Annotated in this window: 1 rRNA gene; it reads right to left on the bottom strand. The window is 42.2% G+C overall.

What is annotated here, in order from left to right:
• A 5S ribosomal RNA gene (gene rrf, locus K9V48_RS28870) occupies nt 1-78 on the bottom strand; the annotation flags it as partial.
• Nucleotides 79-225: the final 147 nt, after the last annotated feature.

Raw genomic sequence — 225 nt, 5'->3', positions numbered from 1 at the left:
ACTACCATCGGCGCTGAAGAGCTTAACTTCCGTGTTCGGCATGGGAACGGGTGTGGCCTCTTCGCCATCATTACCAGATAATTTATTAAATTGAAGGGATATTCCTTCAAAACTAGATAACGATTCACAATTCAATTCACTGAGTTTACGCTTTTTACTGTGTCCAGCTACAGAAGCCAAATACTCCGGAAATTTCACAATCTCGTGCGAAGTCAAAGTACGACT

Source organism: Metabacillus rhizolycopersici (genome assembly GCF_020075705.1).
This window is presented reverse-complemented; position numbering and strand designations above follow the sequence as displayed.